Here is a 23,089-nt window from a genome sequence, read left to right on the forward strand (position 1 = left end):
CGCGCCGTCCATCTGGGCGCCACCGGTGATCATGTTCTTCACGTAGTCGGCGTGGCCGGGCAGTCGACATGCGCGTAGTGGCGCCCGTCGGTCTCATATTCCACATGCGCGGTCGAGATGGTGATCCCGCGGGCCTTCTCCTCGGGCGCGCCGTCGATCTGGTCATAGGCCTGAAAATCGCCGAAATACTTCGTGATCGCAGCCGTCAGGGTCGTCTTGCCGTGGTCAACATGGCCAATCGTGCCGATGTTCACATGCGGTTTACTACGGTCAAACTTTTCCTTGCCCATGGGGGCCTCCTTGTCTGGTTCGCGGTGGGCAAACTGCCCACCCTACGGGGGTGGTAGGGTGGGCAATCCTGCCCACCGCTGTTTATGCGTATTTCGACTGGATCTCTTCCGAGATGTTCTGCGGCACCGGCTCGTAATGGTCGAACTGCATGGTGAAGTTCGCACGACCCGACGACATCGACCGCAGCGTGTTGATGTAGCCGAACATGTTGGCCAGCGGCACATAGCAGTCGATGGCGATGGCGTTGCCACGGGTATCCTGCCCCTGCACCTGGCCACGACGCGAGGTGAGGTCGCCGATGATGCCACCTGTATATTCCTCGGGCGTCACAACCTCGACCTTCATGATCGGCTCCAGCAGTTTGGCCCCGGCCCGGCGCATGCCTTCGCGCATGCACATGCGTGCCGCGATCTCGAAGGCCAGAACGGAGGAGTCCACGTCGTGGAACTTGCCGTCAATCAGGGCGACCTTGAAGTCGATCACCGGGAAGCCGGCCAGCGGGCCGCTATCCATGACCGAGTTGATGCCCTTTTCCACGCCCGGAATGTATTCCTTGGGAACGGCACCGCCGACGATGCGGCTCTCGAAGGAATAGCCTTCGCCGGGTTCGGTCGGGCTGATGACCATCTTGACCTCGGCGAACTGCCCCGAGCCACCCGACTGTTTCTTGTGGGTGTAGGTATGCTCGATCTCGTGACCGATGGTCTCGCGATAGGCCACCTGCGGCGCACCGATATTGGCCTCGACCTTGAACTCCCGCTTGAGGCGGTCGATCAGGATGTCGAGATGCAATTCGCCCATGCCCTTCATGATCGTCTGACCCGATTCCAGATCGGTCTCGACGCGGAAGGACGGATCCTCGGCGGCCAGACGGGCCAGGCCCTGGCTCATCTTCTCCTGGTCGGCCTTGGTCTTGGGTTCCACGGCAATCTCGATCACCGGATCGGGGAAGGTCATGGTTTCCAGGACCACCGGATCGTTGATCGAACACAGCGTATCGCCGGTGGTGGTGTCCTTCAGGCCCGCCAGCGCGATGATGTCGCCCGCGAAAGCCTCGGTGATCTCTTCCTGCTTGTTGGAGTGCATCATCACCATACGGCCGATGCGCTCCTTCTTGCCCTTGGTCGAGTTCAGGAACGTGTCGCCCTTGGCAACCTTGCCGGAATAGATCCGGGTGAAGGTGAGCGTGCCCATATAGGGGTCGTTCATGATCTTGAACGCCAGGCCCGAGAACGGCATGTCGTCATCGGCGCGGCGCGGGATGTTGCGGGTTTCCGTCTCGTCGCCGGGCTTGAAGCCCATGTAGTCGACCACGTCCATCGGCGAGGGCAGGTAATCCACCACGGCGTTCAAGAGCGGCTGCACACCCTTGTTCTTGAAGGCCGAGCCGCAGAGCACGGGGATGAACTTGATGGCCAGAGTGCCTTCGCGGATCAGGCGGCGCAGGGTCGGAACGTCGGGCTCTTCGCCTTCCAGGTACGACTCCATCACGTCGTCGTCCATCTCGACGGCGATCTCGATCATGTTGGCGCGCCATTCGTCGGCCTGGTCCTTCAGGCTGTCGCGGATCGGGCGACGCTCCCAGGAGGCGCCGAGGTCTTCCCCGGCCCAGACCCATTCTTCCATGGTCACCAGGTCGATCATGCCCTCCAGCTCGGTCTCGGCCCCGATCGGAATCTGGATCGGGCACGGGATCGCGCCGGTGCGGTCCTTGATCATCTTCACGCAGTTGAAGAAATCGGCCCCGATCTTGTCCATCTTGTTGACGAACACGATGCGCGGCACCTTGTAGCGGTCGGCCTGGCGCCAGACGGTCTCGGTCTGCGGCTCGACGCCGGCATTGGCGTCCAGCACGGCGACCGCGCCATCGAGAACCGCAAGGCTGCGCTCGACTTCAATGGTGAAGTCGACGTGGCCGGGGGTGTCGATGATGTTCATCCGGTACTTGGTGTCGGAGGTGCCATCGGCGGTCGGGTCTTCCTGCCACTGCCAGAAGGTCGTGGTCGCGGCCGAGGTGATGGTGATGCCGCGTTCCTGCTCTTGCTCCATCCAGTCCATCGTCGCGGCGCCGTCATGCACCTCGCCGATATTGTGGGATTTGCCGGTGTAGAACAGGATGCGTTCGGAACAGGTGGTCTTGCCCGCATCGATATGGGCCATGATCCCGAAGTTGCGGTAGCGTTGGAGCGGATAATCGCGTGCCATTTGGGTCAGTCCTTAGGCGGAAATTCGAGGGTTGCGCCGGGCCCCGAACGGGCCCGGGCCGGGTTACCAGCGGTAATGCGAGAACGCCTTGTTGGCGTCGGCCATCTTGTGCACGTCTTCGCGCTTTTTCACGGCGGACCCGCGCGAGTTGACGGCATCGACCAGCTCACCGGCCAGGCGTTCTTCCATCGTGTTCTCGTTGCGCGAGCGCGAGGCCTTGATCAGCCAGCGGATGGCCAGCGCTTCGCGGCGCTCGGGGCGGACTTCGACGGGAACCTGGTAGGTGGCACCACCGACGCGGCGCGAGCGGACCTCGAGCGCGGGCTTGATGTTGTCCAGCGCCTCGTGGAACACCTCCACGGGGGCGCGCTTGAGCTTCTCTTCAACGCGGTCGAAGGCGTTGTAGACGATGCGTTCCGCGACCGACTTCTTGCCGTCGATCATCAGGTTGTTCATGAATTTGGTCAGGACCTTATCGCCGAACTTGGCGTCAGGCAGGACTTCGCGCTTCTCGGCGGCGTGACGACGGGACATGCTTTATTCCTCTTACTTCGGACGCTTGGCGCCGTATTTCGAACGACGCTGACGGCGATCCTTGACGCCCTGCGTATCGAGAACACCGCGCACGATGTGATAGCGGACGCCGGGAAGGTCTTTCACACGGCCGCCACGGATCAGGACAACCGAGTGCTCCTGAAGGTTGTGGCTTTCACCACCGATATAGCTGATCACCTCATACCCGTTGGTCAGGCGCACCTTGGCCACTTTCCGCATCGCCGAGTTCGGCTTCTTCGGGGTCGTGGTATAGACGCGCGTGCAGACGCCGCGTTTCTGAGGGCAGGCTTCCAGGTGCATCGACTTGGAGCGTTTTACTTTCGGCTGCCGCGGCTTGCGGATCAGCTGTTGAATCGTTGGCATTCGGTTCCCCGTCTTGCTCGTTCATGTCATCTGGCGCCCACGCATCCCGCGAAAACACCAATACCGCATGTGCCCTTTCCCTACCTGGAGGACACAGCGGTGGAAGTTCCAGAGGATCGGGGCACATAAAACCGGCCCGGATCATGACCACTCAAATCTGTTTGTATGACCGGACGGGACGACAGGCGCACCGGGGCCAGATGGCGCGGGTAATAGGGGGAATCGGATGGGGTGTCAACAGCCCCTCCCCGGCCCTATCCGCGCGCGGCCTCCAGCCGCCGCATCAGGCTTGCCCACCCGGTCCGGAAGGCGTCGATATCGACCGCAAAGCGGCGCTGAAGGAGATCCGGGTAGGCCCCCGGCGCAACCTTGTAGCGTCCGGTCCCGGCGAAGCCCACCTTGCTGTCATTGGTCTCATGCGCCCCGCGCAGGAACATCAGCCGGTCGGTATGCGAGACCAGCGGCATCCGCTGCCAGACCTTCTGATGCGGGAAGTCCATGACGCAGGCGTCGTCACCGGGTTTGAGGAACACGGTCAGCGCCGCCGCCCAGCAATGCGTCAGAAGCGGCGTCAGCGTCACCGCCTCCCCCTTTGCCGTCACGACCACGCCTTTGCCCTGGTCCAGCGCCACCCGGCCCTTCTGACGGAACATCGGCCGGACCTGGCCCAGGGACCGCCGGATCATCTGCACGTAATCGACCGCCACCGCGTCATCGTCGTCCAGCCGGAACTCGGCCACCATCTCGGCCTGGCTGTCGCGCGCCTCGTGCAGGATCTCGCGATAGACCTGCCGGTGCGGGCCAGCGGGCCGGGTGACGGGCCGGATCTGCGGCACATCCGCGATCATCGCCATCAGCCTGTCGTGATATTGCCCCGGCATGTCATCGCCCATCAGCAAGTGCAGCGTGAAATCATCCCGCGTCTGCGCCCGCAGCCCCGGCAAGGCGATATGCTCGAACCAGAAGAGCCGCGTCTCCATCCGCGCGGGGTCATAGAGCGCGGCACGCCGCTCCTCCATCGTCTCATGCCGGGTCTGGAACCCCTCCAGCGCCGCCGGATAGGAAAACCGGCACAATCCCAGCACCTGCACCCGTGGATCATCCATCGCCTTGCCTCACCTTGCGTTCCCGGTAGAGCGTGAAGACCCCCGTTGCCACGACGATCACCGCGCCCGCCTGCGTGAAGGCATTGGGCCAGTCCCCGAAGACCAGCCAGCCCAGCACCAGCGCCCAGATCAGCATCGTGTAGCGGAACGGCGCGACAAAGCCGATCTCACCCACCCGCATCACCATGATCGAGAAGACATAGCCGCCGATGATGAAGACCGCCGCGATGGCAACCAAAGCGCCCGCGCGCGGTTCGACCGGCGCCCATTCGCCCGTGACCAGCGTTGCGATCCCTCCGAAGGCACAGACCGACAGCGCCGTGATCACCGCCACCGCCATCGAGGGCACCTCGGCCGAGAACCGCCGCGTGAACATCTCGCGCGCGGTGATCAGGATGACGGCGATCAAGGCCACCAGCGAATAGGCGTTGAACCCGTCTCCGCCGGGCTGGACGATCAGCAGGACGCCGATCATGCCGACCAGGATCGCCGACAGCCGCTTCCACCCCACGGGCTCGTTCAGGACCACCGCGCCCGCCAGCGTCACGGTCAGCGGCAGCGCCGCCATCACCGCGCTGACATTGGCAATCGGCATGTTGATCAGCGCGATGAGGAAGGCGACCATGCTGGCCACCTCGGCGCCCGTGCGCCCCGCCACCAGCCAGCGGTCGCCGCGCGGGATGGTCAGGCGGCGCAGCCCCATGACACGGGCCAGCCCGATCATCATCCCCACGGTCAGGATCCCGCGCAGGAACACGATCTGCATCAGCGGCAGGGTGCCCGCCAGCAGCTTGACGCAGACATCGTTGAAGGTGAACGCCGCCATGCTGGCCATCATGAAGCCAGCCCCGCGCATGTTGGGCGTCAGGATCATTCGTCGTCATCCGTCCCGCCGAACTTGCGCCACATCAGCGGCATGACCTCTTCGGGGTCCAGCCCGAAGCGCTCGCGCAGCAGCGCCTTGGCCTCGGGCTTGCCAATCGCCACCGCGCCGGGTGGAATGCTGCGGTCGCTGTCATTATGCTGGTGCAGGGTGCGCACGAACATCTGGTCGGTCGGATCGCTCCACATCCGGGCATAGGCCGCGACCCGGCGATGATTCCAGCGGAACATGTTGGAATGATCGTCCGGCTTCGTGATCATCGCGCTGGCCAGGCCAAGCGGCCCGATCTCGCGGAAATCGTAGAACGGGTCTTCCTTGTCGTTCATGTCCCAGTAGAGGCCGCGATGGAAGGCCACGACAACCGGGTGGTCCGCATCCGCCCAGCCCAATTCGATCAGTTGATCGGCGGCGGCGCGGGTCTTCTCGATATAGTCCACCGCTACCGCGTCATCGTCGTCGATGCGAAAGCCGGTGATGAAATCGGCCCCGTCGCCCAGCCCGCGCCGATAGGCGCGCTTGGTGGCGTTGAGCGGCCCATGCGGCTCCAGCGCGCAGATCTGCATGAAAGGGTATTGATCGGCCAGTCCCTTCAACCGGGTGCGAAACCGCATCGGCATCGAGGTGCCGATGAGGACCACCAGCCGGAAATCGGGATCGGTCTGCGCGGCCAGCGACGGCAGGCAGAGCTTCTCGAAAAACGCAAAGCGCCGGTTCATCCGCTGCTGGTCATAGAGGATCGCGGCCAGCGCCTCCTCGTCCTTTTTCTTCGCCGTCTCGAACCCGCCCTGCCCGAGATAGGAGAACCGGCAGACGCCGACGATCTCGTTGTTGAAGCTCGTGGCCATGGGTCTGCTCGCTTGCGGCTTTTTCTTGCAGCGATGCTAAGCCAAAGCACCCGCTTAGGGAATCCCAAAGGTGGCGGCACCGGGCGACCGGGTTCCCCGGCAAGGCGGCGCGATGAATTGCGTCGGTAACGCAACGTCACGCCCGGTTGTTGACATGGAACAAGGTTGGTCTGTCCGGGGCGGCCTATGGTTCCGGGGACAGGGATGCAGGCCGCAAGGTGGCGCGATCTTCCGGGCCATTTCGGCTGCGCATCCTGCCCGGACCGTCTCGGCCCGTAACAACCCGCGTTGCAACAAGTCACGGAGCACATCATGAAATCCTTCTTCTATTCAACCATCGCCCTGCCCGTCCTGTCGGCGGCGGCCTGGGCACAACAAGATGGCCTGCCGAATTACGGATATGGCTATGATGGGCATATGTGGGGCGGCGGCGGCTGGTTCTTCCTCGGACCTCTGATGATGATCCTGTTTCTGGCCGGAATCGTGGCCCTGGTCGTCCTTGCCGTGCGATGGGCCGGCGGAGAGGGGATGGGCCGGTCCCAGGCATCGGGCAGAGCACCGCTTGATATCCTGCGCGAACGCTTTGCGCGGGGCGAGATCGACCGCGACGAGTTCGAGGAACGCCGCCGCGCGCTTGGCGAATAAGACCCGCCGACATCCAACCTGGGTGCCGGAGGCCCCCCCGTCCTTGGCGGCGGGGGGCTTTCGGTGGCCGTCGCGGGCCGAGGGCTGGCAGCCGGTCGCCAGTCGCGGGCATGCCTCAATCGCGGCGGTGGATCTCTGTGACCCCGGCAAAGCGCGCCAGCCGCAGCAGTTCCGCCTCAAGCTTGCGATGCCGCGCGGCAGGCCATTTCACGCCCGGTTCCGGCCAGAGATTGAGCACGTTCAGGGCCGATGACCTGCGATCCGCCTTGATCTCGATCCGCCCGACAAACCGGTCGCCTTCGAGGATCGGAAACACGTAATACCCCCAGATCCGTTTGGCGGCGGGCACGAACATCTCGACCCGATACTCGAAGCCGAAGAGACGGGCCAGCCGGGTTCGGTCGCGGATCGCGGGGTCGAACGGGTTGAGGATGCGCAACCGGCTGGTGGGGGGCGTCAGGCGCGCCAGCCGCGTCTCGAAATCGGCTGGCGCGAGCGCCTTGGCCCATGTCCCGTCGGCGCCTTCGATCTCAACCGGGACCAGCGCCGCCGCCTCGGCCCAGGCGCCCGCCTCACCGCGCGTCACGGCATCCCAGAACCGCTGCACATCGCCCGGTGTGCCAAAGCCCATCCGGTCCAGCGCCCCATGGCAAAGCCAGTCGATCTGCTGCGCCTCGCTCAGTCGCTCCTCGCGCAACTCCGCCGGGAACACCCGTTCCGCCAGGTCGTAGACCTTGGTGAAATTCACCCGGTGGCAGGTCGCCAATTCGCCCGCATACCACATGTAATCCAGCGCCAGCTTGTGCGGGGGCCGCCGCCACATCGCCTTGTCACCCTCGATCCTGGTGTCGAAATCCTGCGTCGAAAGCGGGCCTTCCTCGGTGATCCGCGCCTTGATCCTCGCGCGGTCTTCCGGACCCGGCAGCCCCTTCACCCATCCCGCGCGCCCGTAATAGTCCCGCATCCGGTCGAACTGCCGCCGCCACATCGGCAAGAACTCCATCGGGATGACCGAGGCGTCATGGGTGAAATGCTCGAACACGGCCCGGTCGCGCGCAAGCAACCGGTCCAGCATCGGCTCGCGGTAATTCTGGTTGCGGCTCCACAGGATATGGTGATGCGCGCGGGCGACGACCTGGATGGTGTCAAGCTGGACAAAGCCGAGGTCGCGGATCATCGCGGGCAGGTCCAGCGGCCCGGTCGGAGTCTCGCCCAGACCCTGCTGTGCCAGCCACAGCCAGCGGGCGGTGCGATTGTCGATCTTCAGTGTCGTCATCCCGCGCCCCCTCGCCTCGCCGCTACCATAATGTGGTCGACCCGCAGGCTGCCAGCAAAGAAAAACCCCCGCCGATCTGCACCGGCGGGGGTTTGTTGTTCAAGCCTTCAGAAGGCTCATTCGTCCTCGGAGGGCGTCTCGGTGAAGACATCCGCCTCGGTCGGCTCCTCCTCGGGGGCGGCCAGCGCGGCGGCGGCTTCGGCTTCCTTGCGGGCGGCCTCGATCACCTTCATGTCGCGTTCGGTGGCGATCTTGCGCACCTGCTGCGTCGCCCCGCCGGTGCCCGCCGGGATCAGACGACCGACGATGACGTTCTCCTTCAGGCCCACAAGCTTGTCGCGCTTGCCCTGGACGCTCGCTTCGGTCAGCACGCGGGTGGTCTCCTGGAAAGAGGCCGCCGAGATGAAGGAGCGGGTCTGCAACGACGCCTTGGTGATGCCCAGAAGGATCGGCTCCCCCTGCGCGGGACGCCCGCCCTTGGCAATCGCCTTCTCGTTGGCCTCGTCGAACTCGGCCTTATCGACGTTTTCGCCCTTGAGCAGCGTGGTTTCGCCTGAATCCAGGATCTCCCACTTCTGCAGCATCTGGCGCACGATCACCTCGATATGCTTGTCGTTGATCTTCACACCTTGCAACCGGTAGACGTCCTGCACCTCGTCGATCAGGTAATCGGCCAGAGCCTCGATCCCCAGGATCCGCAAGATGTCATGCGGGGCCGGGTTGCCGTCCATGATGTATTCACCCTTCTGGATGAAATCACCTTCGGCGACGGGGATATGCTTGCCCTTGGGCACCATGTATTCGACGGGTTCATCCGCCTCATCGGCCGGAACAATCGCCACGCGGCGCTTGTTCTTGAAGTCGCGGCCGAATTTCACGTAGCCATCCTTCTCGGCGATGATCGCATGATCCTTGGGGCGACGCGCCTCGAACAGTTCGGCCACACGCGGCAGACCACCGGTGATGTCCTTGGTCTTGGCGCCTTCCCGCGGGATCCGCGCCACGACTTCACCCGCTGGCACCTGCTGACCGTCCTCGACCGACAGGATCGCGTCGACCGACATCGGATAGGTCACCGGGTTGCCCTGGTCGTTGCGCATCGGCTCACCGTCTTCGCCCACGATCAGGATCTCGGGCTTCAGCTCGTTGCCCTTGGGGGCCGCGCGCCAGTCCGAGACGATCTTCTGCGTCATGCCGGTCGCATCGTCGGTATCGTCGCGCACCGAGATGCCCGTAACGAGATCGACGAACTTCACCGTGCCCGCCTTTTCGGCGATGATCGGCAGCGTGTAGGGATCCCATTCATAGAGACGGTCGCCGCGCTTGACGCTGGCCCCCTCCTCGACATGGACCTTGGTGCCGTAACCCAGCTTGAAGCTCGCCCGCTCCTCGCCGTGGTCATCGACGATGGCCAGGACCATGTTGCGGCCCATGACGATCAGGTCGCCCATCTCGTTGGCCAGAAGGTTGGCGTTGCGGAACTCGATCTTGCCTTCCTGTCCGGCCTCCTGGAACGACTGCTGACCACCCTGGGCCACGCCGCCGATATGGAAGGTCCGCATGGTCAGCTGCGTGCCGGGTTCCCCGATCGACTGTGCCGCGATGATGCCGACGGCCTCGCCGGTGTTCACGCGGGTGCCGCGGGCCAGGTCACGGCCATAGCAGGTCGCGCAGACGCCTTCCTCGGCCTCGCAGGTCAGGGGCGAGCGGATGCGCATCGAGGCGACACCGGCGGCTTCCACCGCGTCGGCCTTGCGCTCGTCGATCAGTTCCCCCTCGGCCACGATCACCTCGTCGGTGCCGGGCACCAGAACATCCTCGCCCGAGGTTCGGCCCAGGATACGCTCGGCCAGCGACGACACGACTTCGCCGTCCCGCGTCGCGGCTTCGGCGGTGATCGTGTTCGAGGTGCCGCAATCGACCATGCGCACGATGCAATCCTGCGCCACGTCGACCAGGCGTCGGGTCAGATAGCCCGAGTTGGCGGTTTTCAGCGCCGTATCGGACAGGCCTTTCCGGGCCCCGTGGGTCGAGTTGAAGTATTCAAGAACGGTCAGACCTTCCTTGAAGTTCGAGATGATCGGCGTCTCGATAATCTCGCCGGACGGCTTGGCCATCAGGCCCCGCATCCCGCCAAGCTGCTTCATCTGCGTGACCGAGCCACGGGCCTTCGAGTCGGCCATCATGTAGACCGAGTTCGGCTCCTGCTCGACCCCGTTCTCGTCCAGCTTGTGGGCCGAGATCGTGCTCATCATCGCGGTCGTCACCTGGTCGTTGCACTTCGACCACGCGTCGATCACCTTGTTGTACTTCTCGCCCTGGGTGATCAACCCGTCCATGTATTGCTGCTCGAAGCCCTTGACCTGCTCGCGCACGCCATCGACGATCTCCCACTTGTTGTCGGGGATCACCATGTCGTCCTTGCCGAAGGAAATGCCCGCCTTGCAGGCTTCCTTGAAGCCGACCGACATGATCTGGTCGCAGAAGATGACCGATTCCTTCTGGCCGCAATAGCGGTAGACGGTGTCGATGACTTCCTGAACCTGGCCCTTCTTGAGAAGGCGGTTGACCAGGTCGAACGGAGCCTTGGCGTTCAGCGGCAGCAGCCCGCCGACCTTGAGGCGGCCCGGCGTGGTCTCATAGCGCTTGGTGACCTCGTTGCCTTCCTCGTCGATCTGCTTGATGCGCGCGGTGATCTTGGCGTGCAGATGCACCTCGCCCGCGTCCAGCGCGTGCTGGACCTCGTCGATGCCCGAGAACATCATGCCCTCGCCCTTCATGCCCTGGCGTTGCAGCGTCAGGTAGTAAAGGCCCAGGACCATGTCCTGCGACGGCACGATGATCGGCGCGCCGTTGGCGGGCGACAGAACGTTGTTGGTCGACATCATCAACACGCGCGCTTCAAGCTGTGCCTCAAGGCTCAGCGGCACGTGCACGGCCATCTGGTCGCCGTCGAAATCGGCATTGAAGGCGGAACAGACCAGCGGATGCAGCTGGATCGCCTTGCCTTCGATCAGGACCGGCTCGAACGCCTGGATGCCCAACCGGTGCAGCGTCGGCGCACGGTTCAGCATCACGGGGTGTTCGCGGATCACCTCATCGAGGATATCCCACACCTCCGGGCGCTCTTTCTCGACCAGCTTCTTGGCCTGCTTGACCGTCGAGGACAGCCCCTTGGCCTCAAGGCGGCTGTAGATGAACGGCTTGAACAGCTCCAGCGCCATCTTCTTGGGCAGACCGCATTGATGCAGCTTCAGCTCCGGCCCGGTCACGATGACCGACCGGCCGGAGAAGTCGACGCGCTTGCCCAGAAGGTTCTGGCGGAAGCGGCCCTGCTTGCCCTTCAGCATGTCGCTGAGCGATTTCAGCGGACGCTTGTTGGCACCCGTAATCACGCGGCCACGACGACCGTTGTCAAACAGCGCATCCACGGACTCCTGCAACATCCGCTTTTCGTTGCGGATGATGATGTCGGGCGCGCGCAGCTCGATCAGGCGCTTGAGGCGGTTGTTGCGGTTGATCACCCGGCGATAGAGGTCGTTGAGGTCCGAGGTCGCGAACCGGCCCCCATCCAGCGGCACCAGCGGGCGCAGCTCGGGCGGGATCACCGGGATCACGGTCAGGATCATCCATTCCGGGCGGTTACCCGATTCCAGGAAGCTCTCGACGATCTTCAGCCGCTTGATGATCTTCTTGGGCTTCAGCTCACCGGTGGCCTCTTTCAGGTCCTCGCGCAGCGTCGCGGCTTCCTGCTCCAGGTCGATGGCCTGCAGCATTTCGCGGATCGCTTCGGCACCGATATTGGCCTGGAACGCGTCCATGCCATAGGCGTCCTGCGCGTCCATGAACTCCTCTTCCGACATCAGCTGACCATAAGTCAGGTCCGTCAGGCCGGGTTCGATCACCACGTAATTCTCGAAATAGAGGATGCGCTCAAGGTCACGCAGGGTCATGTCCAACATCAACCCGATGCGGCTCGGCAGCGACTTGAGGAACCAGATATGCGCGACGGGCGCGGCCAGTTCGATATGGCCCATACGCTCACGGCGGACCTTTTGCAGCGTGACTTCCACACCGCATTTCTCGCAGACGACGCCGCGATACTTCATGCGCTTGTACTTGCCGCAAAGGCATTCGTAATCCTTGACCGGGCCAAAGATGCGCGCACAGAAAAGGCCGTCACGTTCCGGCTTGAACGTACGGTAGTTGATGGTCTCGGGCTTCTTGATCTCGCCATAAGACCACGAGAGGATGCGTTCGGGGCTGGCGAGGCTCACCTTGATCTCGTCAAAGACCTTCTGCGGGGCCAGCGGGTTGAACGGGTTGTTGGTCAGTTCCTGGTTCATTTTATATTCCAATCTGACTGTCAGCAGTCGTCAGAAAAAAAGAAGAAGGGCGCAAATAGCGAACACTGGAAAAGCTACTAGGTGAGGGATGCCCAGTAGCACTGATTTCCATATGTACTCTGCGGTCCATGTTGATGGCCTCGCATAGTCGATGCCCAGTTCCTGCAGCAGGCGCCATTGGCGGTACACTCCATGCATAAGTATTGCGAAGAACACCACGAACATGGCTACTCCGCCTAGCACCATCCAAAACACCTGCCGCCCCGATCACTCTTCGCCCTCCGCATCCAGGAGTTCCATGTTGAGGCCGAGGCCCCGCACTTCCTTGACGAGCACGTTGAACGATTCCGGCACGCCGGCCTCGAAATTATCCTCGCCCTTGACGATCGACTCGTAGACCTTGGTCCGGCCCGCCACGTCATCGGATTTCACCGTCAGCATCTCCTGCAAGGTGTAGGCCGCGCCATAGGCTTCCAGGGCCCAGACCTCCATCTCGCCGAAGCGCTGACCGCCGAACTGGGCTTTACCACCCAGAGGCTGCTGCGTGACGAGGCTGTAAGGCCCGGTGGAGCGTGCGTGGATCTTGTCATCGACCAGGTGATGCAGCTTCAGCAGGTATTTCACACCCACCGTCACCTTGCGGCTGAACTGCTCACCCGTGCGGCCATCGTAGAGGTCGCTCTGGCCGCTGGTGTCGAACCCGGCCCGCGTCAGGGCGTCGTTCACATCGGCCTCTTTCGCGCCGTCGAAAACCGGCGTTGCGATCGGCACACCGCGCGTCACGTTGCCCGCGATCTCAACCAGGCGGTCTTCCTCCATATCGGCCATGATCTCGTCATAGACACCGCCATAGGCGATCTTCATGGCATCCTGCACCGGGGTCAGGTCGCCTGTGCGCCGGTAGTCGTCCAGCGCCTCGTCGATCTTCAGCCCCATACCGCGCGCGGCCCAGCCCATATGCGTCTCCAGGATCTGCCCCACGTTCATGCGCGACGGCACGCCCAGCGGGTTCAGCACGAAATCGACCGGGGTGCCATCGGCGAGGAACGGCATGTCCTCCATCGGCACCACCTTGGAGATCACGCCCTTGTTGCCGTGACGCCCGGCCATCTTGTCGCCCGGCTGCAACTTGCGCTTCACCGCGATGAAGACCTTGACCATCTTCATCACACCCGGCGGCAGGTCGTCGCCGCGGCGCACCTTCTCGACCTTGTCCTCGAACCGGTGATCCAGCGCGCGTTTCTGCAGGTCGAACTGCTCGTTCAGCGCCTCGACCTGGGCCGCATCCTGTTCGCCTTCCAGCGCCAGTTGCCACCACTGGCCACGGCTGAGCGTCTCCAGCAAATCCTCGGTGATCTCGGAGTTTGCCTTGACGCCTTTCGGCCCCTTCACGGCAGTCTTGCCAAGGATCATGCCCTTGAGGCGCGCGTAGATGTTACGCTCCAGGATATGCAGCTCGTCGTCGCGGTCGCGGCTCAGACGCTCCACTTCCTCGCGCTCGATCTGCAAGGCCCGCTCGTCCTTCTCGACGCCGTGGCGGTTGAACACGCGCACCTCGACCACGGTGCCGAAATCGCCCGGCTTGACGCGCAGCGACGTATCACGCACGTCCGAGGCCTTTTCGCCAAAGATGGCGCGCAGCAGTTTTTCCTCCGGCGTCATCGGGCTTTCGCCCTTGGGGGTGATCTTGCCCACAAGAATATCGCCCGGCTCGACCTCTGCGCCGATATAGACGATGCCCGCCTCGTCGAGGTTGCGCAGCGCTTCCTCGCCGACATTGGGGATGTCGCGGGTGATCTCTTCCGGCCCCAGCTTGGTGTCACGGGCGGCGACCTCAAACTCCTCGATATGGATCGAGGTGAAGACGTCGTCACGCGCGATGCGCTCGGAGATCAGGATCGAGTCCTCGTAGTTGTAGCCATTCCACGGCATGAAGGCGACGACGACGTTCTTGCCGAGCGCCAGTTCCCCCATATCGGTCGACGGACCATCGGCCAGAACCTCGCCCTTGCCTATCTTCTCACCCACCTTCACCAGCGGACGCTGGTTGATGCAGGTGTTCTGGTTCGAGCGCTGGAACTTGCGCAACCGGTAGATATCGACGCCCGCATCGCCCAATTCCAGGTCTTCCGTCGCGCGCACAACGATCCGCTGCGCATCGACCTGGTCGATGACACCGCCGCGTTTCGCCATGATGGCAGCACCCGAATCCTTGGCCACGACGCTTTCGATCCCGGTGCCCACGAAGGGGGCATCGGCCTGCAACAGCGGCACCGCCTGACGCTGCATGTTCGAGCCCATCAGCGCCCGGTTGGCGTCGTCGTTTTCCAGGAACGGAATCAACGAGGCCGCGACCGAGACCAACTGCTTCGGGCTGACGTCGATCAGGTCCACGCTTTCGCGCGGGGCCATGGTGTATTCGCCCGAGCGGCGGGTGTTCACCAGGTCGTTCTCGAACTTGCCGTTCTCATCGAGATGCGCGTTGGCCTGGGCCACCGTGTGCCGCATCTCCTCGGTCGCGGACATGTAGCGCACTTCGTCGGTCACCTGCGCATCCTTGACGGTGCGGTAGGGCGTTTCGATGAAGCCGTACTTGTTCACGCGCGCATAGGTCGCAAGGCTGTTGATCAGACCGATATTCGGGCCTTCCGGCGTCTCGATCGGGCACATCCGGCCATAATGGGTCGGGTGCACGTCGCGCACCTCGAAGCCCGCGCGTTCGCGGGTCAGACCGCCCGGCCCAAGCGCGGAGAGGCGGCGCTTATGCGTCACTTCCGACAGGGGGTTGGTCTGGTCCATGAACTGGCTGAGCTGCGACGACCCAAAGAATTCGCGCACGGCTGCCGCCGCCGGTTTCGCGTTGATCAGGTCCTGCGGCATCACCGTGTCGATCTCGACCGAGGACATACGCTCCTTGATGGCGCGCTCCATCCGCAGCAGGCCGACGCGATACTGGTTCTCCATCAACTCACCGACGGACCGCACCCGGCGATTGCCCAGATGGTCGATATCGTCGATATCGCCCTTGCCGTCGCGCAGCTCCACCAGCGCCTTGATGCAGGCAATGATGTCTTCCTTGCGCAGGGTGCGCTGCGTGTCGTCGGCATCGAGGTCCAGGCGCATGTTCATCTTGACCCGGCCAACGGCGGACAGGTCATAGCGCTCGCTGTCGAAGAAGAGCTGATCGAACAGGGCCGAGGCCGCGTCCACGGTGGGCGGCTCGCCCGGACGCATGACGCGGTAAATATCCATCAGCGCGGTTTCGCGGTTCAGGTTCTTGTCCGCCGCCACGGTGTTGCGGATGTAGGGCCCGACATTGATATTGTCGATGTCGAGGACGGGAATATCGGTAAAGCCCGCATCCAGCAGCTCTTTCAGCGTGCCGCCGGTCACTTCGCCTTCCTTGTCCACTTCCCAGGTCAGCTCATCGCCGGCCTCGACATAGATCGCGCCGGTTTCCTCGTTGATGATGTCCTTGGCGACATAGCGGCCCACGATCTGGTCGAAGGGCAGCAGAAGCTCGGTCACCTCGCCCGCGTCGATCAACTGCTTGACCGCGCGCGGCGTGACTTTCTTGCCCGCCTCGGCAATGACTTCGCCGGTGGCGGCGTCGACCAGGTCAAAGGTCGGACGGGTGCCGCGCACACGCTCGGGGAAGAACTTGGTGGCCCAGCCCTTGTTCTTCTCCAGACGGAAATTCACCGTGTCGTAATAGGCATCCATGATGCCTTCCTGGTCCAGCCCCAGAGCATAGAGCAGGGTCGTCACCGGCAGCTTGCGGCGACGGTCGATACGGGCAAAGACGATATCCTTGGCGTCGAATTCGAAATCCAGCCACGAGCCGCGATAGGGGATGATGCGGCAGGCGAAGAGCAGCTTGCCGGAGCTGTGCGTCTTGCCCTTGTCATGGTCGAAGAACACGCCGGGCGACCGGTGCATCTGGGAAACGATGACCCGCTCGGTGCCGTTGACGACAAAGGTGCCGTTGGGCGTCATGAGGGGCATGTCCCCCATGAACACGTCCTGTTCCTTGATGTCCTTGACCGATTTCGCGCCGGTATCCTCGTCGATATCGAACACGATGAGACGCAGGGTGACCTTCAGCGGCGCGCTATAGGTCATGTCGCGCTGCTGGCACTCTTCCACGTCATATTTCGGGTGCTCAAGCTCGTATTTGACGAACTCCAGCACGGCGGTCTCGTTGAAATCCTTGATCGGGAAGACCGACTGGAACACGCCCTTGATGCCTTCCCCGTCCATCGGGGCTTCCTGATCACCGGATTTCAGGAACAGATCATAGGAGCTTTTCTGAACCTCGATCAGGTTCGGCATCTCCAGGACTTCGTGAATCTTGCCATAAAACTTGCGGATACGTTTCTGGCCTGCGTAGGTCTGAGCCATGCTCTCAAACACCTTTCCGTTTCTTCGCGTCGCACAACACCGCCGGGGCCGCGGGCGCGCGTCACATTGAAACAAACGGGTCCGGACCAATTCGTGCCTGCCGTCCCACGGGCGGGCTCCCGATCCATTGAACCGCGCCTTAGGGAAGGTCCGTCTCTCCACGGGCCCTCGCCAAGACGAGGTTGGCTGGACCCGGAATTTCCTCCGGATCCAGCCATGTTCAGGGATGCGTGCGAACACGCGATCCGATTACTTGAGCTCGACTTCCGCGCCAGCTGCTTCCAGCTTGCCCTTGATGTCTTCCGCTTCGGCCTTGTCGACGCCTTCCTTGACGGCCTTGCCGCCGGCTTCGACCAGCTCTTTCGCTTCTTTCAGGCCCAGGCCGGTGATGGCGCGGACTTCCTTGATGACGTTGATCTTCTTGTCGCCAGCGGCTTTCAGGATCACGTCAAATTCGGTCTGCTCTTCGGCAGCCGCACCGGCGTCGCCGCCAGCGGGACCAGCCATCATCACAGCGCCGCCAGCGGCGGGCTCGATGCCATACTCGTCCTTGAGGATGGTTTTCAGTTCTTGTGCTTCCAGCAGGGTCAGGTTGACGATGCTTTCGGCAAGTGCTTTCAGATCAGCCATTTTACAGGTTCCGTATCTAGGTATGTGTTCCAACGTCGCAAGGGGTGCCCCTACGATATGGTCTCATAAGGTTGCTTTACGCGGCTTCCGCCTTCTCTTCGATGGTCGAAAGGATGCTCGCGATGTTCGAAGCAGGTGCGCCAATGGCCCCGGCGATGTTCGATGCAGGCGCACCGATACAGCCAACGATGGAAGCGATAAGCTCCTCACGCGACGGCATCGCTGCGACGGCTTTCACACCGGCAGGATCCAGAGCCGTTTCGCCCATTGCGCCGCCGAGGATGACAAACTTGTCATTCGACTTCGCGTAATCCTCGGCAACCTTGGCCGCAGCCACGGGATCCTCGGAATAGGACAGAACGGTCATGCCCGTCATCAGGTCGGCGATGCTTGCGCAGGGCTTCCCTTCCAGGGCGATCTTGGCGAGCCTGTTCTTGGCGACACGAACGGACCCACCCGCTTCACGCATTTGCGCGCGCAGGTCCTGCATCTCGGCAACCGTGAGGCCTTCGTAGTGTGACACCACGACGACGCCAGAGCTTTCGAAGATCTGGCCGAGTTCCTCGACCACTTTCTCTTTCTGGGCTCTATCCACAGTAGTACTCCAATTTGGGGGTTCCCCCCCGGCTCAAGTTTAGTGGGTTGCCCCACCTCTTCGGGTCCAAGTCAGGGTCCCGAGCCGTCAGATCGCCCGAAGGTTGCCCTTCGAAATTTCCTTGTCTCGCTTCCCATCTCAGGAAGGAATTACCGGGCTTTCGCCCAACCCTCCGTCTCGGACAGGACGGGGCCGATCGTCTGGCCCCGCCATCCCCGCCGGAAACCCGGCGGGAAATCTCTTAGTTCCCGGTCGCGCTATCGACCGACACGGACACGCCCGGCCCCATGGTGGAGCTCAGCGAGACGCGCTTCATATAGGCGCCCTTGGCACCGGCCGGCTTCGCCTTGGACACGGCATCGACGAAGGCCCGCACGTTCTCGGTCAGCTTGGCCGCGTCGAAGCTGGCCTTGCCGATACCGGCATGAACCACGCCCCCCTTCTCGGCGCGGAACTGGACCTGACCGCCCTTGGCGGCCTCGACGGCCTCTTTCACATCCATCGTGACCGTGCCCACCTTGGGGTTCGGCATCAGGTTGCGGGGGCCGAGCACCTTGCCCAGGCGGCCGACGATCGGCATCATGTCCGGCGTCGCGATGCAGCGCTCGAAGTTGATGTTGCCGGCCTGAACCTGCTCCATCAGATCCTCGGCGCCGACCACGTCGGCACCAGCGGCCTCGGCCTCTTCGGCCTTGGCGCCACGGGCGAACACGGCGACGCGAACGGTCTTGCCGGTGCCGTTGGGCAGGGTGACCGTGCCGCGGACCATCTGGTCGGCGTGGCGCGGGTCGACGCCCAGGTTCATCGCGATCTCGACGCTTTCGTCGAATTTCGCGGTGGCGTGGCTCTTGACCAGGGCGATGGCGTCCTCGACGCTGATATCGTCCTTGCCGGAGAAAGCCTCACGGGCGGCGCGGGTGCGTTTACCTAGTTTGGCCATGATTTACCCTTTCACCTCGATACCCATCGACTTGGCCGAGCCAAGGATGATCTTCATTGCCGCATCCACGTCATTGGCGCTGAGGTCCTTCATCTTGGCCTCGGCGATCTCGCGCAATTGCTTGGTGGTGACGGTGGCGATGGTTTCACGACCGGGGGTTTCGGCACCGCGCGGGCGGTTGCGCTTGCCCTGGTTCTTCAGACCGGCAGCCTTTTTCAGGTAGTAGGACGCGGGCGGCGTCTTGATGTCCATCGTGAAGGACTTGTCCTGATAATAGCTGATGATGGTCGGGCAAGGGCTGCCCTGCTCCATCTCCTGCGTCTTGGCGTTGAACGCCTTGCAGAATTCCATGATGTTGATCCCGCGCTGACCCAGGGCAGGACCCACGGGCGGCGACGGGTTGGCTTGACCTGCAGGGATCTGCAGCTTCATCTTGCCAACGAGTTTCTTGGCCATCTGGCCTCTCCTTCATTCCAACACCCTCGGGGCGCGCCCCTCGGGTTTCGTTGCCCGTGGTCCGGTCCGGGGGCCGCGGCCCCCTCGCCTCCCACGGCTTTGCCGCTCCTCAAGCCCGTTCCGGCTTTCCTCGCCATGATCGGGGCGAGGACGGCCCGCCAGGGGCCGGAAGAGCATTTCCTCACGCCTGTTTGGTCACCTGCGTGAATTCCAGTTCGACCGGGGTTTCCCGGCCAAAGATCGAGACCGTCACCTTGAGGCGCTGGTTCTCGTCGTCCACGTCCTCGACCATGCCGTCGAAATCCTCGAACGGGCCTTCGTTGACCTTCACCTTTTCGCCGATCTCGTAGGTGATCGTGCTGCGCGGCGCGGCCTCACCTTCCTCGACACGGTTCAGGATCGCGTTCACTTCGCTGTCGCGCATCGGCATCGGGCGGCCCTGCGGACCCAGAAACCCGGTGACGCGCTGGATCGAGTTGATCGCGTGATAGGCGCGGTCGGTCATTTCCATGCGCACCAGCACATAGCCCGGCATGAAGCGGCGCGGCACGGTCACTTTCTTGCCGCGGCGGATCTCGATCACTTCCTCCTCGGGGACCAGGACCTCCTCGATCTCCTCGTGAAGCCCGCCTTCTTCCACGGCAGTTCTGATCTGCTCGGCGATGCGCTTTTCGAAATTCGACAGCACAGAGACCGAATACCACCGTTTCGCCATGTCGCAGCCCGTTCCTCGTCCTCGGGCCTGACAGCCCTTGATTTCCTGTATTTCCAACGGTTTGCGAATGCAGAGCCGAACAAAAAACAGCGCGCATCACGAATCGACGCACGCCATTTCCGGGAAAGTTGCGCGTGACCTACCGTTCCGGGGACCGGAATTCAAGGGGTTCAGCGAAGGTTTTCCGCACGTTCGCCAAGTGCCAGAACCTGTTCCAGCCCCATGCGGATCAGGATATCGACCAGCGAGAAGAACAGAGCGCCGATCATCGCCAGCGCAAACACCATCAGCGTCGTCACGATAACCTCGCGGCGCGTCGGCCAGACCACCTTGGACACTTCCGAGCGGGTCTGTTGCAAGAACGTAAGCGGGTTGGTGAAGGCCATGGGTGCGGTATCCGGGAAATCATGCGTCTGACCGGGGGTATATACGCACGGACGCGGCGCGTTGCAAGCGGCAGGACGGCGCGATATTCCTGACAGGATTGTCCGTTTTTTCCTGACAGGGTTGTCAGGAATCCGCACGCCCCGATTTCCGGACAAACCTGTCAGGAAAACCTGACAGTTCTGTCAGTTTTCGGGACGGGAGTCGGAACAAGCGGGACTCTGGCAGGGGCGGAGGGACTCGAACCCCCGACCGTCGGATTTGGAATCCGATGCTCTACCAACTGAGCTACACCCCTAGGCCGAGGCATCGGATATGCCATCGCCTGCGGCAAATCAAGTGCCCTTCGACCCCTTGTGCAAAGAAGCCGCCGCCGCCTCCAGCCGGGCGATGTCGGCCCCGCAGATCGCCGCCTCATTGGCCAGAATATGCTCGACCGGCCAATCCCACCCGGCCAGCGCCTGCACGCGCGCAATCGTGGCCTCGTCGAAGCGCCGTCGCAGCACCCGCCCCGGATTGCCCGCGACGACCGCACAGGGCGGCACCTGCCCCGCGACCACGGCGCCCGCCCCGATGATGCAGCCATCGCCGATCCGGGCACCGGGCAGGATGCGCGCGCCCTGCCCGATCCAGACGTCATTGCCGATCACCGTATCGGGACCGGGATCGGGCATCGAGGCGCGACCCTCGCGCGCGCCGCCGAAGACCGCGAAGGGAAAGGAGGAAAACCCGTCATGGCGATGATTGGCCGAGGCCGTGATGAACATCGCCCCGTCGGCGATCTGGCAGAACTTGCCGATCTCCAGCATTTCCGGTGAGAATTCATAGAGATAAGGGGCCAGGTGGACCGCCCAATCATCGGGGGGATTATGCGCGCTGGCATAGCTGTAGGTGCGGACCTTCCATCGCGGATGGTCGATTGCGGCTTGCAAAAACACGGTGCCCTCATGGGACGTGCCATCGGGCAAGAAAATGGGATGCAGGGTGTCGGGTGCGGGGAATCCGGGCATGATATTGGCCTTTCGATCTGGACATGAATGGGATCAGATCGCGGCTTTGGTCATGTCACCCTCCCTCGGTTGGTGGCGGCAGTCTACCCCGCGAGGGAAGCGAAGAAAACCCGGAACGCCGTGCTGACCGGCGGTGTTATCCTCTTTCGAGGCAGCGCAAGCGGAGGGCAGGCATGTTCGACTGGATAACGGCGGTGATCAGCGCGATTGGCACGCTTGGCGTCGGCCTGATGATGCTGCTGGAAAATGTCTTTCCGCCGATCCCCTCCGAGATCGTCATGCCGCTGGCGGGCTTCCTGGTCGCGCGTGGCGAGATGTCCCTGACCCTGACCTTGCTGGCGGGAACGGCGGGGGCCGTCGCGGGCGCGGCGCTGTGGTACTGGATCGGCCTCAGGATCGGGGCGGAGCGGCTGAAGCGGCTCGCGCGTCGGCACGGGCGCTGGCTGACGCTGACCCCGGCGGATGTGGAGCGCGCGCAAGGCTGGTTCGACCGCCACGGGGCGGCGGCGGTGGCGTTCGGGCGGCTCATCCCCGGTGTGCGCACGCTGATCTCGGTCCCCGCCGGGATCGCGGGCATGGGCTGGGGCCGGTTCCTGACCTACAGCACCGGCGGATCGTTGGCTTGGAACCTCGTGCTTCTCGGCGCGGGGTACGTGCTGGAGAGCCAGTATGAGAGGGTCGCAGGCTGGCTCAACCCGATCTCCACCGCCGTGGTGGCGGGGCTGGTGGGTTGGTATCTGTGGCGGGTCTGGAGCTATGATGCGGGGGAAGCGGAGTGAAATTTCGAGAGGGTCTGGCGGGGTGAACCCCGCCCTGCGCGGTTCTTGAGATTCGGGGACCGGATCAGCCTTTGCCACGATAGCACGGAAAAAGGCCGCCCCGGTTCGGAGCGGCCTTTCCAATTCTCAACCGGAGTGGGTTCTCATCGCTCTTTCAGAGCGACTGCCACCCACCCTGACACCGCAGTTGCGGTATCAGTCGATGATTTTGCTGACGACGCCGGCGCCAACCGTCCGGCCACCTTCGCGGATGGCGAAGCGCAGGCCCTGCTCCATTGCGATCGGCGCGATCAGCTCGACCTCGAATTTCAGGTTGTCGCCCGGCATCACCATCTCGGTGCCGCTCGGCAGTTCCACCGTGCCGGTCACGTCCGTGGTCCGGAAGTAGAATTGCGGGCGGTAGTTGGCGAAGAACGGCGTGTGGCGGCCCCCCTCTTCCTTGGTCAGGATATAGGCCTCGGCCTCGAACTTGGTGTGCGGCGTCACCGATTTCGGCTTGCACAGCACCTGGCCACGCTCGACGCCCTCACGGTCGATACCGCGCAGGAGCGCGCCGATATTGTCGCCCGCTTCCCCACGATCCAGCAGCTTGCGGAACATTTCCACGCCGGTGCAGGTCGTCTTCTTGGTGTCGCGGATGCCGACGATCTCGATCTCGTCGCCC

The 23,089-nt window shown here is 63.2% G+C and carries 19 protein-coding genes, 1 tRNA gene and 1 pseudogene; 2 read left to right on the top strand and 19 right to left on the bottom strand.

The genetic code is table 11. The features are described from left to right. From AC13C7_RS00400 to AC13C7_RS00430, 7 genes and pseudogenes are all read right to left on the bottom strand, one after another. Nucleotides 1-290: pseudogene (locus AC13C7_RS00400) on the bottom strand (GTP-binding protein); the annotation flags it as partial. A gap of 82 nt (nucleotides 291-372) precedes the next feature. Beyond that, nucleotides 373-2,496 (bottom strand): elongation factor G, encoded by a 2,124-nt coding sequence (gene fusA, locus AC13C7_RS00405; protein ID WP_172320140.1) that lies wholly within the window; start codon nucleotides 2,494-2,496, stop codon nucleotides 373-375. A 63-nt stretch (nucleotides 2,497-2,559) separates the two neighbouring features. After that, a complete protein-coding gene (gene rpsG, locus AC13C7_RS00410) occupies nucleotides 2,560-3,030 on the bottom strand; it encodes a 30S ribosomal protein S7 (RefSeq protein ID WP_172320141.1) in 471 nt (156 codons plus the stop codon). A gap of 12 nt (nucleotides 3,031-3,042) precedes the next feature. Then, a complete protein-coding gene (rpsL, locus tag AC13C7_RS00415; protein ID WP_172320142.1) occupies nucleotides 3,043-3,414 on the bottom strand; it encodes a 30S ribosomal protein S12 in 372 nt (123 codons plus the stop codon). A gap of 254 nt (nucleotides 3,415-3,668) precedes the next feature. Continuing rightward, entirely contained in the window at nucleotides 3,669-4,520 is an 852-nt protein-coding gene (locus tag AC13C7_RS00420; protein ID WP_482866243.1) for a glycosyltransferase, read from the bottom strand. Further along, nucleotides 4,513-5,394 (bottom strand): DMT family transporter, encoded by an 882-nt coding sequence (locus AC13C7_RS00425; protein WP_482866244.1) that lies wholly within the window; start codon nucleotides 5,392-5,394, stop codon nucleotides 4,513-4,515. The genes AC13C7_RS00420 and AC13C7_RS00425 overlap by 8 nt, the downstream gene beginning before the upstream one ends. Beyond that, nucleotides 5,391-6,248 carry a glycosyltransferase gene (locus AC13C7_RS00430; RefSeq protein ID WP_172320145.1) on the bottom strand — a complete coding sequence of 286 codons (858 nt, stop codon included), beginning with the start codon at nucleotides 6,246-6,248 and terminating at the stop codon, nucleotides 5,391-5,393. Before AC13C7_RS00430 ends, AC13C7_RS00425 begins: the two co-directional genes overlap by 4 nt. Before the next feature lie 312 nt (nucleotides 6,249-6,560). On the opposite strand from AC13C7_RS00430, the gene AC13C7_RS00435 reads away from it, so the two are divergent. Beyond that, entirely contained in the window at nucleotides 6,561-6,893 is a 333-nt protein-coding gene (locus AC13C7_RS00435) for an SHOCT domain-containing protein (protein ID WP_482866245.1), read from the top strand. A 115-nt stretch (nucleotides 6,894-7,008) separates the two neighbouring features. On the opposite strand, the gene AC13C7_RS00440 is transcribed toward AC13C7_RS00435, so the two are convergent. The 11 genes from AC13C7_RS00440 to AC13C7_RS00490 all read right to left on the bottom strand — a co-directional run bounded on the left by AC13C7_RS00440 (nucleotide 7,009) and on the right by AC13C7_RS00490 (nucleotide 21,646). After that, nucleotides 7,009-8,169: a winged helix-turn-helix domain-containing protein gene (locus AC13C7_RS00440; protein WP_482866246.1), complete on the bottom strand. Its 1,161-nt coding sequence runs from the start codon at nucleotides 8,167-8,169 to the stop codon at nucleotides 7,009-7,011. Nucleotides 8,170-8,285: 116 nt separating this feature from the next. Next, on the bottom strand, nucleotides 8,286-12,515 hold the full coding sequence (gene rpoC, locus AC13C7_RS00445) for a DNA-directed RNA polymerase subunit beta' (RefSeq protein WP_172320148.1): 4,230 nt from the start codon (nucleotides 12,513-12,515) through the stop codon (nucleotides 8,286-8,288). 267 nt (nucleotides 12,516-12,782) lie between these two features. Then, nucleotides 12,783-16,916: a DNA-directed RNA polymerase subunit beta gene (rpoB, locus tag AC13C7_RS00450; RefSeq protein WP_482866247.1), complete on the bottom strand. Its 4,134-nt coding sequence runs from the start codon at nucleotides 16,914-16,916 to the stop codon at nucleotides 12,783-12,785. 249 nt (nucleotides 16,917-17,165) lie between these two features. Then, nucleotides 17,166-17,546 carry a 50S ribosomal protein L7/L12 gene (gene rplL, locus AC13C7_RS00455; protein WP_172320150.1) on the bottom strand — a complete coding sequence of 127 codons (381 nt, stop codon included), beginning with the start codon at nucleotides 17,544-17,546 and terminating at the stop codon, nucleotides 17,166-17,168. 76 nt (nucleotides 17,547-17,622) lie between these two features. Continuing rightward, nucleotides 17,623-18,141 carry a 50S ribosomal protein L10 gene (gene rplJ / locus AC13C7_RS00460; protein ID WP_172320151.1) on the bottom strand — a complete coding sequence of 173 codons (519 nt, stop codon included), beginning with the start codon at nucleotides 18,139-18,141 and terminating at the stop codon, nucleotides 17,623-17,625. Nucleotides 18,142-18,382: 241 nt separating this feature from the next. Continuing rightward, entirely contained in the window at nucleotides 18,383-19,081 is a 699-nt protein-coding gene (rplA, locus tag AC13C7_RS00465; protein ID WP_172320152.1) for a 50S ribosomal protein L1, read from the bottom strand. A gap of 3 nt (nucleotides 19,082-19,084) precedes the next feature. Next, complete coding sequence (gene rplK / locus AC13C7_RS00470) at nucleotides 19,085-19,537, bottom strand: 50S ribosomal protein L11 (protein ID WP_172320153.1); 453 nt, start codon at nucleotides 19,535-19,537, stop codon at nucleotides 19,085-19,087. Nucleotides 19,538-19,718: 181 nt separating this feature from the next. Further along, complete coding sequence (nusG, locus tag AC13C7_RS00475) at nucleotides 19,719-20,252, bottom strand: transcription termination/antitermination protein NusG (RefSeq protein WP_482866248.1); 534 nt, start codon at nucleotides 20,250-20,252, stop codon at nucleotides 19,719-19,721. Between the two features lie 170 nt (nucleotides 20,253-20,422). Next, complete coding sequence (secE, locus tag AC13C7_RS00480; RefSeq protein WP_446117348.1) at nucleotides 20,423-20,638, bottom strand: preprotein translocase subunit SecE; 216 nt, start codon at nucleotides 20,636-20,638, stop codon at nucleotides 20,423-20,425. A gap of 220 nt (nucleotides 20,639-20,858) precedes the next feature. Continuing rightward, nucleotides 20,859-20,934, bottom strand: a tRNA-Trp gene (locus AC13C7_RS00485). 37 nt (nucleotides 20,935-20,971) lie between these two features. Continuing rightward, a complete protein-coding gene (locus tag AC13C7_RS00490) occupies nucleotides 20,972-21,646 on the bottom strand; it encodes a CatB-related O-acetyltransferase (RefSeq protein ID WP_482866249.1) in 675 nt (224 codons plus the stop codon). A gap of 173 nt (nucleotides 21,647-21,819) precedes the next feature. On the opposite strand from AC13C7_RS00490, the gene AC13C7_RS00495 reads away from it, so the two are divergent. Next, nucleotides 21,820-22,425 (top strand): DedA family protein, encoded by a 606-nt coding sequence (locus AC13C7_RS00495; RefSeq protein ID WP_482866250.1) that lies wholly within the window; start codon nucleotides 21,820-21,822, stop codon nucleotides 22,423-22,425. A gap of 195 nt (nucleotides 22,426-22,620) precedes the next feature. Here the strand turns inward: AC13C7_RS00495 and AC13C7_RS00500 are convergent. Further along, nucleotides 22,621-23,089: EF-Tu C-terminal domain-related protein (locus AC13C7_RS00500; protein ID WP_482866251.1), on the bottom strand; the 469-nt coding region annotated here is incomplete at its 5' end.

It is taken from the genome of Alterinioella sp. B-7, from assembly GCF_056857775.1.